General features: G+C 72.5%; 9 protein-coding genes. 7 read left to right on the plus strand and 2 right to left on the minus strand.

What is annotated here, in order from left to right:
• Positions 1 to 112 precede the first annotated feature (112 nt).
• Positions 113 to 1,474 (plus strand): cytochrome P450, encoded by a 1,362-nt coding sequence (locus tag AC6JBM_RS06090; protein ID WP_497982624.1) that lies wholly within the window; start codon positions 113 to 115, stop codon positions 1,472 to 1,474.
• 103 nt (positions 1,475 to 1,577) lie between these two features.
• Positions 1,578 to 3,110 (plus strand): MFS transporter, encoded by a 1,533-nt coding sequence (locus AC6JBM_RS06095; protein ID WP_497982625.1) that lies wholly within the window; start codon positions 1,578 to 1,580, stop codon positions 3,108 to 3,110.
• Here AC6JBM_RS06095 and AC6JBM_RS06100 read toward each other — a convergent pair.
• Positions 3,052 to 4,470 carry a DHA2 family efflux MFS transporter permease subunit gene (locus tag AC6JBM_RS06100; RefSeq protein ID WP_497982626.1) on the minus strand — a complete coding sequence of 473 codons (1,419 nt, stop codon included), beginning with the start codon at positions 4,468 to 4,470 and terminating at the stop codon, positions 3,052 to 3,054. The genes AC6JBM_RS06095 and AC6JBM_RS06100 overlap by 59 nt on opposite strands.
• Before the next feature lie 84 nt (positions 4,471 to 4,554).
• On the opposite strand from AC6JBM_RS06100, the gene AC6JBM_RS06105 reads away from it, so the two are divergent.
• From AC6JBM_RS06105 to AC6JBM_RS06125, 5 genes are all read left to right on the plus strand, one after another.
• Positions 4,555 to 5,259, plus strand: a complete 705-nt coding sequence (locus AC6JBM_RS06105) for a TetR/AcrR family transcriptional regulator (protein WP_497982627.1) — start codon at positions 4,555 to 4,557, stop codon at positions 5,257 to 5,259.
• A gap of 45 nt (positions 5,260 to 5,304) precedes the next feature.
• Positions 5,305 to 6,597, plus strand: coding sequence for a serine--tRNA ligase (serS, locus tag AC6JBM_RS06110; RefSeq protein ID WP_350613472.1), 1,293 nt, complete (start codon positions 5,305 to 5,307; stop codon positions 6,595 to 6,597).
• A gap of 267 nt (positions 6,598 to 6,864) precedes the next feature.
• Positions 6,865 to 7,452, plus strand: coding sequence for a TMEM165/GDT1 family protein (locus tag AC6JBM_RS06115; protein WP_497982628.1), 588 nt, complete (start codon positions 6,865 to 6,867; stop codon positions 7,450 to 7,452).
• Positions 7,453 to 8,081: 629 nt separating this feature from the next.
• Positions 8,082 to 8,936: a metal ABC transporter substrate-binding protein gene (locus tag AC6JBM_RS06120; protein WP_497982629.1), complete on the plus strand. Its 855-nt coding sequence runs from the start codon at positions 8,082 to 8,084 to the stop codon at positions 8,934 to 8,936.
• A gap of 10 nt (positions 8,937 to 8,946) precedes the next feature.
• Positions 8,947 to 10,386: a M1 family metallopeptidase gene (locus AC6JBM_RS06125; RefSeq protein WP_497982630.1), complete on the plus strand. Its 1,440-nt coding sequence runs from the start codon at positions 8,947 to 8,949 to the stop codon at positions 10,384 to 10,386.
• Positions 10,387 to 10,396: 10 nt separating this feature from the next.
• Here AC6JBM_RS06125 and malQ read toward each other — a convergent pair whose 3' ends face one another.
• Positions 10,397 to 12,112, minus strand: coding sequence for a 4-alpha-glucanotransferase (gene malQ, locus AC6JBM_RS06130; protein ID WP_497982631.1), 1,716 nt, complete (start codon positions 12,110 to 12,112; stop codon positions 10,397 to 10,399).
• Positions 12,113 to 12,131: the final 19 nt, after the last annotated feature.

A 12,131-nucleotide genomic window follows, 5' to 3' on the forward strand; every position in this document is an offset into this window, starting at 1 on the left:
ACCCGTCGCAGCGCCTCTCGGCCCGCAGGCCGACCATAACAGGTAGTCGTTCGTCACGGATCAGTAACGTCCAGGGCATCGAAACGCAGTCGTATTCGATACCCTCGATCAAATGACGATCGCGGAGGAGGCGCCGGTCAAGCCGACGCCGACGGTGAAGGGCGTGCCCATCCTCGGCAGCGCCCTCGAGATGGGCAAGGACCCCGCGGCCTTCCTCGTGAAGGCGTACCGCGAGCACGGCCCGGTCTTCCGGATGAAGCTGCTCGGCAAGTCCTGCACCGTCCTCGCCGGCGCCGAGGCCGCCGAGTTCATGAACTCCCGCGAGGGCCGCGAGTGCCTGCGCTCCCGGGAGTTCTGGCAGGGGATGATCGACGAGTACGGCGCCACCCGGACCATCACCGGCGAGGACGGGGAGAGCCACAAGGAGCTGCGCGAGCTCATGCGCCGCGGCTACTCCCGCGACGCCATCAAGGGCCGCGGCCCCGAGCTGCTCGACATCACCGACCGGGTGCTCGAGCGCGACTGGCGCCCGGGCACGACCGTGCCCGTCGTGCAGGGCATGCAGTACCTCGTCACCGAGCAGCTCGGCGAGCTGCTCACCGGGGCCGCGCCGCGCGAGTACGTGCCCGACATCCGGCTGCTGACGCTCTACGTGCTCAACGTCCTCGTCACCCGCCAGCGCCCGCGCATCCTGCTGCGCAACCCGAGGTACCGCAAGGCGAAGGCGCGGGTCTTCGAGCTCGGCGAGCAGATGGCGGCCGACCTCAAGGCGCGCCACGGCCAGACCCCCGAGGGCGAGCGCAACCTCGTCGAGGACCTCATGGACGCCCACCTGAACCGGCCCCACCTGGTGCCGGCCGAGGACCTGGTGCTCACGCTCACCGGGCCCTACGTGGCCGGCCTGGACACCGTGGCCAACACGACGGCGGCGTTCGTCTACGCGGTGCTCAAGCACCCCGACGTCCTCGCGTGCATCCAGGCCGAGGCCGACGCCCTGTTCGCCGGCGGCCCGATCGCCGACGAGGACGTGCGGCGGCTGCCCGCGACGCGGTACGCGCTGATGGAGACCATGCGGATGTATCCGGTCGCGGTCACCCTGATCCGCACCGCGACCCGCGACTTCTCCTTCGCCGGGCACACCGTCAAGGAGGGCGAGACGGTGTACATCGGCACCACCGTCCCGCACTTCATGGAGGAGTACTTCCGGGACCCGCACACGTTCGACATCACCCGCTACGAGAAGCCGCGGGCCGAGCACCTGCGGCCGGGGGCGTACTCGCCGTACGGCCGCGGCCCCCACACCTGCCTCGGCAAGAGCTTCGCCGACGTCCAGATGGCCCTGTCGATGGCCCGGCTGTTCCACCGCCTCGACCTGGAGCTCGAGTCGCCGGACTACACCCTGGCGACGAAGACCGCCCCGACGCCGGGCCCCGCCATGTCGTTCAAGGTGAGGGTCAAGGGCCTCAGGCATTGAAGATGGCTCGGGCCCGCGTCAGCTGCGGACCGTTGCTCCCGCCAGACATCCCGGCCTCCGCGGTGGCAAGACCGCACCGGGCGGGACGGTCTAGGTTGGGCGCATGACCACCACCGCGGACGAGCGCCTCTCCTTCGGCAGTGCCACCGGCCGCTGGGTGCTCACCGCCACCATCCTCGGCTCCGGCATCGCCTCGATCGACGCGACCGTCGTCGGCATCGCCCTGCCCGCGATCGGACGCTCCTTCGACACCGGCCTGCAGGTGCTGCAGTGGGTCGTCACCGCCTACACGCTGACCCTGGCCGGGCTGCTGCTGCTCGCGGGCGCGCTCGGCGACCGGTACGGCCGGCGGCGGGTCTTCACCTTCGGCGTGGTGTGGTTCGCGGCCGCGTCCGTGCTCTGCGGGATCGCGCCGGACGGGTGGACGCTCGTCGCCGCCCGGGCGCTGCAGGGCGTCGGCGCGGCCCTGCTCACGCCGGGCAGCCTCGCGATCCTGCAGGCGTCGTTCCGGCCCGAGGACCGCAGCCGGGCGATCGGCGCGTGGTCGGGGCTCGGCGGCGTGGCCACGGCGATCGGGCCCTTCCTCGGCGGCTGGCTCGTCGGCCTCGGCTCCTCGTCGTGGCGGCTCATCTTCGCGATCAACGTGCCGATCGCGGCGGCGGTGGTGTACCTCACCTGGCGCCACGTCCCCGAGTCCCGCGACGAGGAGGCGAGCGGCCGGGTCGACCTGGTCTCCGGGGCGCTGATCACCGCAGGGCTCATCGGCGTCACCTACGGGCTCATCGAGGGCCAGGCCCTCGGCTGGACCAGCGCGCCCGTCCTCGCCGCCCTGGCCGCCGGGGCCCTGCTCGTGGCCGGGTTCCTCTGGCGCCAGGCCCGGCTCGAGCACCCGATGCTGCCGCTCGGGCTGTTCCGCTCCGCCCAGTTCACCGCGACCAACGTGGTCACGTTCATCCTCTACGGCGCGCTCGGCGGCGCCCTGTTCCTGCTGCCGATCCAGCTGCAGCAGGTCGCCGGGTACTCCCCGCTGGAGGCCGGCGTCTCCCTGCTGCCGCTGACGGTCGTGATGCTGCTGCTGTCCTCGCGCTCGGGCGCCCTCGCCGCGCGGATCGGGCCGCGGCTGCAGATGAGCCTCGGGCCGGTCGTCGCCGGGGCCGGGATGGCGCTGTACGCCCGCATCGACGCCGGGGGCTCGTACCTGACCGAGGTGCTGCCGGCGGTACTGGTGCTGGGTCTGGGTCTGTCCATCACCGTCGCCCCGCTGACCTCCACGGCGCTGTCCTCGGCGCCGGCCACCCACGCCGGGATGGCCTCGGCGGTGAACAACGACGTCGCCCGGGCGGCCGGACTCGTCGCCGTCGCGGTGCTCCCGGCGGCCGCGGGCATCACCGCGGCCGCCTACGCCTCGCCCGACCTGCTGTCCGCGGGCTTCCACCGGGCCGTGCTGATCTGCGCGGCGCTGTGCGTGCTCGCCGGCGGCCTGGCCGCGGTGAGCATCCGCAACCCCCGGGCCGAGCCGCGGCCGCCGGAGGAGCACCCCTGGCGGCACTGCGCCCTGGATGCTCCTCCGGCCTCGCTCAGACGGGCTGGAGCTCCGGCTCCGGGGCCACGGCCGCCGGCGTCCGCGGAGTCGTGATCCGCCGCAGCATCACCAGCGCGATCGGCACCCCGGCGGCGACCAGCGCGGCGGCCACGACCAGCGAGAACTGGTAGCCGGCCAGGAACCGGTGCAGCGGCTCGCCGCTGGCCGCGCCCTGCCGGTTGGACAGGATCGCGCCGAGGATCGTGATGCCGAGCAGGCCGAAGACCTCGCGCGACACGTTGAGCATGCCCGAGGCGATCCCGGCCCGGCCCTGGGGCAGCGCGCCCAGGATCACGTTGTTGAGCGGGACCAGCAGGCCGCCGCCGAGGCCGAACACCAGGAACCAGGGGAGCAGGTCGGTGTACCCGGCGCCCTCGCCGACGGTCGCGAGCGCGCCGACCCCGGCCGCCATCAGCGCCATGCCGGCCGCGACCGTGGGCCCGGCGCCGAAGCGCGCCTCGAGCCGGGGCGCGACGGTGGCCATGACCGCCATGACGAGCGCCATCGGGACGAACGCCGAGCCGGCCTCGGTCGGGGAGAACCCGAGCACGTTCTGCAGGAAGATCGCGGTGAAGAAGTAGATGCCGAAGACGCCGAACGCCCAGAGGCCCATGGTGGCGAGGCCGCCGCTGAAGACCCGCATCCGGAAGAACTTGAGGTCGACCATCGGGTGCTCGGTGCGCAGCTCGATCACGACGAACCCGATCGCGGCGAACGCGGCCAGCGCGAACGCGCCGAGGATGGTGCCGGAGGCCCAGCCCTTCGACTCGCCCTCGATGAGCGCGTAGGTCAGCGCGAACAGCGCCAGGGCGCTCGTGGCCAGGCCCGGCAGGTCGAGGCTGCGGTCGGTGCTGCGCCGGCCCGCGGGCAGCGTCAGCGCGCCGAGCACGGCCGTGGCCACGCCGATCGGGGCGTTGATGAGGAAGATCCAGCCCCAGGAGGCGTGCTGGCTGAGGAAGCCGCCGGTCATCGGCCCGATCGCGAGGGCCAGGGCGCCCACGCCGCCCCAGATGCCGACCGCCGCCCCACGCTCCTTCGGGTCCGGGAACAGCTCGGTGAGCAGGGCCAGGGCTGTCGGGGTCAGCAGGGCCGCGCCGACGCCCTGCAGGGCCCGGGCCCCGATCAGGACCTCCTGGCTGCCGGCCAGGCCCGCGGCGACGGAGGCGGCCGTGAAGACGCCCAGGCCGATGAAGAACATGCCGCGCATGCCGAACACGTCGGCGACGCGCCCGCCGACCAGCAGCAGGCCGGCGAAGACCAGGATGTACGCGCTCGCGATCCACTCCAGCCCCGAGATGCTCAGGTGCAGGTCGCGCTGGATCGACGGGAGCGCCACGTTGACGACGTTGTTGTCCAGGTAGGTCATGAAGGTGCCCAGGGCCACGGCGACCAGGGCCAGCCAGCGATTTCTCATGGTGATGTGCTCCCCCTATACGGTGTACCTGTACGTCGTACATGTACGTTGTAGAGGAGAACCCATACGTTGTACAGTTGTCAAGTGCCGCCCAAGACCTCCGCCGAGCGCCTCACGAAGTCCGCCGAGCGCCTCACGAAGTCCGCTGTGGCCGAGCGCGCCCTGCGCATCGGCGACACCGACGGGCTCGAGGCCATCACCATCCGCCGGCTCGCCCAGGAGCTCGGCGTCACCCCGATGGCGCTGTACTGGCACTTCAAGAACAAGGACGAGCTGCTGCTCGGCCTGATCGACCACGTCCTGGCCGAGGTGCGCGCCGACCGCCACGCCACCGACCCCTGGCCGGACCAGCTGCGCGCGATGGTCGAGGCGCTCGTGCGCGCCATGCGGGCCCACCCGTGCCTGCCCGACCTGCTGCACGCGGCCGACAAGCAGCAGGTCGAGGGCTTCACGCGGGCCACCGACGACGCGCTCGGGCTGCTGGAGCGGGCCGGGTTCACCCTCGAGGAGGCGTACTGGGTGGCCTCCTACCTGCTGCACGCGGCGATCGGCCTGGTGCAGGCCCAGCCCGGCTGCCCCCTGGCGGTGCCCCCGGACCAGGTCGACGACTGGCTCCGGCGGCAGCGGCTGCACCTCGAGGGCCTGCCCCCGCAGCAGTTCCCGCACATGGTCCGCCTCGCCGACAGCTACCGGTCCCTGCCGGACCTCGAGCGGTACTACTCCTTCGGCATCGACCTGGTAATGGGCGCGGTGGAGAAAATGGCTGCGGGCCGCCCGGTAGCATCCTGAGCGTCCGGGTTTTCTCCCAAAATCGAAGCGAAGGTGCGCGGCAGCATGCTCGACATCGACTTGATTCGCAAGGACCGGGCCTCCGTCGAGGCCGGACTGTCCAAGAGGCTCGAGCCGTCCGAGGTGTCCCGCGCGCTGAGTGCGATCGCCGACCTCGACAAGCAGCGGCGCGAGCTCATCGGCGAGATCGACGCCGAGCGGGCCCGGCGCAAGGAGGAGGCGCGCGCGTTCGCCGCGGCCAAGGCCGCCGGCCAGGCCATCGAGGCGGGCGCCCGCGACGCCAAGGCCGCCCTCGCCGAGCTCGAGGAGCGCCTGGCCCAGACCCAGCGCGACCTCGACAGCGCCATGAGCGTGCTGCCGAACCTCCCCGCCGACGACGTGGTGGCCGGCGGCAAGGAGGCCAACCAGGTCGTGCAGGTCTACGGCGAGGCGCCGGTGATCGAGAACCTGCGCGACCACGTCCAGCTCTCCAGCGACCTCGGGCTCGTGGACTACGAGCGCGGCGTGAAGCTCGGCGGCTCCGGCTTCTGGATCTACACCGGCTGGGGCGCCCGGCTGGAGTTCGCGCTGGTGAACTGGTTCATCGACCGGCACTTCGCGGCCGGCTACCAGTTCATGCTCCCGCCGCATCTGCTGCTCGACTCGGCCGGCTACGCCGCCGGGCAGTTCCCGAAGTTCTACGACGAGGTCTTCCACATCGCCGGGGAGGAGGGCGAGCGGGGCCGGTTCCTGCTGCCCACCTCGGAGACGGCGATCCTGGGCGCCTACCAGAACGAGATCTTCGAGACCGACAGCCTGCCGCACCGGGTGTACGCGTACACCCCCTGCTACCGCAGCGAGAAGGCCGGCTCGCACTCCGACGAGCGCGGCACGGTCCGCGGCCACCAGTTCAACAAGGTCGAGATCTTCCAGTTCACCAGCCAGGAGGACGGCGAGAAGACCCTCGAGGAGATGGTCGACTACGCCGAGGGCCTGGTCCGCGACCTCGGCCTGCACTTCCGCCGCTCCCTGCTGGCGGCCGGCGACGCCAGCGCCTCGATGCGCAAGACCATCGACATCGAGGTCTGGATGCCCAGCACCGGCAAGTACAAGGAGATCTCCTCGGTCTCCTGGGCCGGCGACTACCAGGCCCGCCGGGCGGGCATCCGCTACCGCGTGCCCGGCTCCAAGAACAACAAGTTCGTGCACACGCTCAACGGCTCCGCGCTGGCGACCAGCCGGCTCGTCCCCGCGATCCTCGAGCAGTTCCAGCAGCCCGACGGCTCGGTGCTGGTCCCGGAGGTCCTGCGCGACAAGGTGGGCACCGACCGCATCACGAAGCCCTCGAAGCGCAAGTAGCGCGCCACGGCCCCGCACGACGTGCCGGTGATCACGTCGTGCGGGGCCGGGCGTTTCCGCTAAGGTGAGGGTGAACGAAGGGGAGTAGTCCTCAACTGCCCGGTCGACATACTGGCGCTGGAAGTTTCAGGCCCGGCCGTGCGGCTTCCGTTCTCGGAAGCGGACGAGACTTTCGGCCTCGCTGTCGGCTGTGTTTTTCACGAGTCGGACGGCCGGGTCGAGGTCGTCCGCCCTCGCCTCCCGGTCCGTCCCGGGAAGGGTTCCACCTTGAGCGCGTTCCTCTCCGCCCTCGCCATCAGCTTCGGCGTCATCTTCGTCGCCGAACTCGGCGACAAGTCCCAGCTGATGGCGCTGACGTTCGCCACCCGCTTCCGCACCGTGCCGGTGCTCATCGGCATCACCATCGCCACGGCGATCGTCCACCTCGTCTCCGTCGCCGTCGGCTACGGCCTCGGGGCCGCACTGCCGACCGCCTGGATCTCGCTCGTGGCCGCGCTGGCGTTCTTCGCCTTCGGCGCCTGGACCCTGCGCGGCGACAAGCTGACGGACGAGGAACGCGGCAAGGCCGAGCGCACCACCCGCTCCGCGATCATCGCCGTGGGCGTGTCCTTCTTCCTGGCCGAGCTGGGCGACAAGACGATGCTGGCCACGATCACGCTCGCCACCCAGCACGGCTGGCTCGGCACCTGGATCGGCTCGACGGTGGGCATGGTCGCCGCGGACGCGCTGGCGATCGTGGTCGGCCGGCAGCTGGGGCGGCACCTGCCGGAGAAGGCCATCAAGTACGGGGCCGCGGCGCTGTTCGCGATCTTCGGCGTGTGGCTGCTGGTTGAGGCGCTGCGCGAGCTGCTCTGAGGCGGGTTTTCCCGACATGTCGGGCGCTTCGCGCCCGACATGCTCGGATTTATCACCTGTCAGGGTATAAATCCGACATCCGCGTAATTTGCTGCGGCGTCCGTCTGGTGATCGGCCGTCTGCGGGCCGCCCGCCCCTCCGCCCTCGCGCGGGCGGTGCGGGCGGCCTCTTGGCGTCGATGCCGCCCTCCGTGAGGGCGCCTTGCCGGCGGCCGACTCGGGGCGGCGGGGGATTGGCCGCCTTGCGCGCGGGCGCCTGGCTTGCGGCGGGGGTTCGTGGCGGCCTGCGCGCTTGTGCCCGGCGCGTGGCTGGGCTTGTGACGGCCTGTGTGGGCGCCTGGTCCGGGGCCGGCCCGCGGTGGCTCTGCGGGCGGGCGCCTGGCTTGCGGCGGGGTTCGCGGCGGCCTGCGTGCGGATGCCCGGCCCGTGGCTGGGCTTGTGGCGGCCCGTGTGGGCGTCCGGCCCGCCCGGCCGGCGTCCGGCCCGGGCGCGCGACGGCCCGCGGCCGGCCCCATGGCGGCAAGCGCATCGCCCGCCGTTGGGCTCGCGACCGAGCCGGGACATGCCGGGACACGCGGCCGAATCCATGCGTTTTTGACAATGGTTGTCATCCCCGGGAGACTTGAGGGCATGCGGTGGAGGGCGTCGGCAGTGCTCTGCGCGGCCCTCGTCTCGCTCGCCGGATGCGCCGTGCACGAGCAGCCCGACGACGGCCGCGTGCGGGTCGTGGCCGGGTTCTATCCGCTGCAGTTCGTCGCCGAGGAGATCGGCGGCGACCGCGTAGCCGTGGAGAACCTGACCCGGGCCGGGGCCGAGCCGCACGACCTCGAGCTGCAGCCGAGCCAGCTCGCGGCGCTCGAGGACGCGGACCTGGTGCTGTACCTGCGAGGTTTCCAGCCCGCCGTCGACGAGGGCGCCGACCTGCAGCAGAAGGCCAAGACGTTCGACGTGTCCACCGTCGCCGCGCTGCGCGGCGCCGACCCGCACGTGTGGCTCGACCCGGTGCGGCTGGCCACCATCGCCGGCAAGGTCGCGGACCGCCTCGCCGAGGCCGACCCCGCCCACGCCGGCGAGTTCCAGGAGCGCGCCGCCGGGCTGGAGGGCAGGCTGCGGGAGCTTGACGGGGAGTACAGCCGAGGACTGGCGAACTGCGTCCGGCGCGACGTGGTCACCAGTCACGAGGCGTTCGGCTATCTCACCGCGCGCTACGGGCTCACCCAGGTCCCCGTCACCGGCCTGAACCCGGACGAGGAGCCGGGACCGCAGCGCGTGCGGGACGTGGCCCGGCTGGCGAAGGAGCGCGGCGTCACCACGATCTTCTTCGAGTCGCTGGTCAGTCCGAAGCTCTCGGAGACCGTGGCCCGCGAGATCGGCGCCCGGGCGGCCGTGCTCGACCCGATCGAGGGCGTCGAGGACGGCGAGACGTATCTCACGGCCATGCACTCCAACCTCGCGACCCTCCGCACCGCCCTCGGCTGCGGCTAGTCTTCGTCGGGTGCGACGCGCGCTTGGGGTGCTGACGGCGGCCGTGCTGCTGGTCTCCGGCTGCACGCCCCAGCCGCCGCGCGTCCAGGGCCTGCCCATCACCAGCCCGAGCGCCAGCCGCAGCACCACCAATGAGGACCTCAGCAACCGCGACGGCACCTCGTCGCCGGTGGCCGACCCGATCTACCCGGCCTACGGCAACCCCGCGCTCGACGTCCTGCACTACGACCTGGCCCTGACCTGGGCACCCGGGCCGCGCACGCTCACCGGCACCGCGACGATCCGCGTCCGCGCCGTGCACGCCGTGGACTCGGTCAGGCTCGACTTCTCCAGCGCGTACACCCTGAGCTCCATCAGCATCGACGGAGCGACCGCGACGGGCCGGGTCGCGGACGGCGATCTCGTCGTCGACAAGGCGCTGCCGGCGGGGGCGGTGGCGACGCTCGCGGTGGGGTACAGCGGGACCCCCACGACCGTCGCGATGCCCTCGCACCGCGGGGACGTGGAGCCGCTCGGCCTGACGGTGACGCCGGGCGGCGAGCTGTGGACGATGCAGGAGCCGTACGGGGCCAGCACCTGGTACCCGGCGAACGACCAGCCGTCGGACAAGGCGCTGTACGACATCGCCGTCACGGTCCCGCAGGGCTGGTCGGCCGTCGCGAGCGGCACGCCCGGCCCGGTCTCGGGCACCACCTTCCGCTACACCTCGGCCACGCCGGTCGCCTCCTACCTGACCACGCTGGCGGTCGGGCAGTACACGAAGACCGAGCTCACGGGCCCGAACAACCTCCCGATCACGCTGTGGACCCGCCCCTCCGACAACGCCGGCCAGCTCGAGGCGCTGCGGCAGCTCCCGGCGTACGTCCAGTGGCTCGAGACCCGCTTCGGCCCGTACCCGTTCCCGTCGACCGGCGTGGTCCTCGTCCCGTCGCAGTCGGCGATGGAGACCCAGCAGATGATGACCGTCGGCGCCGATGTGGCCCACGGCAGCGGCGCCCCCGACGTGCTGGTCCACGAGCTCGCCCACCAGTGGTTCGGCGACGCGGTCGGCCCGTCGACCTGGCAGGACGTGTGGCTGAACGAGGGCTGGGCGAGTTACGTCGAGCAGCTGTACCGCACCCGGTCCGACCCGGCGGCGATGGCCCGCTGGGAACAGGCGGCCCGCTCCGCCGACGCCGACCTGCGGGGGCGCATCGGCCCGCCGGGCCACCCGCGAGCGGACAGCTTCGCCGAGAGCAACGTCTACGTGTGCCCGGCCCTGATGCTGCGGCAGCTGCACAAGGCCCTCGGCGACGAGCGCTTCTTCGCCCTGGGCCGGGCGTGGGCGTCCTCGAACACGGGCACGGCGAAGTCGCGCGCGGACTTCATCGCGTTCGTGAACCGCCAGACCGGCCGCGACTTCACGTCCCTGATCAACGCCTGGCTGGACTCCCCGACCACACCCTCGTGAAGCCTGATGCTCAGGCCCGGGCGTCCAGGATCTCGGCGATCTGCAGCATGCGCGGGTCCGCCGTCAGGTCCTCGAGCTTCAGTGGCAGCGCAATGCGCCAGTTCGGGTACTGCTGCGAAGTCCCCGGCAGGTTGGGCTGCCGCGGTTCGCCCAGCACGTCGTACGGCGACGCGAGCAGGATGCGGCACGGCGTGCGGGTCAGCAGCTTGTGCATCGCCACCACGAGTTCGGCGTCCGTGCTCGTCTCGTCCGCCAGGCCCTCGGCGCTCAGCAGGGCCAGCAGCGCGGCCCGGTCCTGGCCCGCCGCGGCCTGCTCCTCGGGCACGGGGCGGGTCAGCACGCCGGCCGCGGCGCGGGCGTGGACGTGCTCGCCGGTCAGGAAGCCCGTCGCCGTCGGCAGGTCGTGGGTCGAGATGCTCGCCATGGCGTTCGCGGGCCACTGGGCCGGCGGGATGAAGGCGCCGTCGTCGTCCCGCGTGAACCACAGGACCGCCGAGCCCAGGATGTTGCGCGCCTGGAGGGTCTGCGTGACCACCGGCTCCACGGTGCCCAGGTCCTCGCCGACCACCACGGCGCCCGCGCGGACGGCCTCCTCGATCAGGACGCCGAGCATGGACTCGGCGTCGTAGTGCACGTAGGCGCCCTGGGCCGCGCCGTGGCCCGGCGGGATCCACCACAGGCGCCACAGGCCGGCCACGTGGTCGACCCGCAGGCCTCCGGCGTGCTCGAAGATGCCACGCAGGAGGTTTCGGTACGCCTCGTAGCCCGTCGCCGCCAGGCGATCCGGCCGCCACGTCGCCAGGCCCCAGTCCTGGCCCTGCTGGTTGAACGCGTCCGGCGGGGCGCCGACCTTCGCGCCCGGGGCGATCACGTCCTGCAGGGTCCACGCGTCCGCGCCGCCGGGGTCGATGCCGACCGCGAGGTCGTGGACGATGCCGACCGCCATGCCCGCCGCGGCCGCATTGGCGGCGGCGAGCTGGTCGGCGCAGCGGCGCTGGAGCCAGACGTGGAAGGCGGCCCGCCTCGGGTCGGCCGCGGCGTACGCGGCCGGGCCCGGGCGGCGCAGCTCCTGCGGCCACTCGCGCCAGTCGACGCCGTGGACCTCGGCGAGCGCGGTGTAGGTGGCGAAGTCGCGAAGTGCCGGCTCAATGTCCGAAAAATCGGAAATATCCGAACCGTCAGCGGCGAGCAGCTCCAGCGCCGCGCGCTTGGCGCGCCACACGGTGTCGTAGTCGATCAGGTCGGCCGAGGCCGGGCGCAGCGCGTCGACCCGCGAGCGCAGCTCGGCACCCGCCGATCGGTACTCGGGCAGGTCCTCGACGCGCAGGTAGACGGCGTTCACGAAGCGGCGCGAGGACGGCGAGTACGGCGACGACGGCATCGGGTCGACGGGCGCCACGGCGTGCAGGGGGTTGACCAGGATCGCGCCGGCGCCGGTCAGGGCCGCCCAGCGCGCGAACACGGCCAGGTCCGCGAAGTCGCCCACGCCCCAGGAGGCGGCGGAGCGCACACCGTACAGCTGGATCATCCATCCCCACGTGCGCGGCACCTCGGGCAGCGCAACGGGTGCGGCGGCCGGCGCGACCCCGGCGCCCCGCGGCTCGAGCAGGGCCATGACGGACCGCACGACCTCGGGATCGATGTCGACGCGCCGGTGGCCAGCGGTCTCGTACCAGGTGGCGACACCCCGGGCCGCGGCCTCGGCGGCCAGGGACTCATCAGACATAGGCGACACGTCGCCAGTC

Source organism: Dactylosporangium thailandense (genome assembly GCF_059739745.1).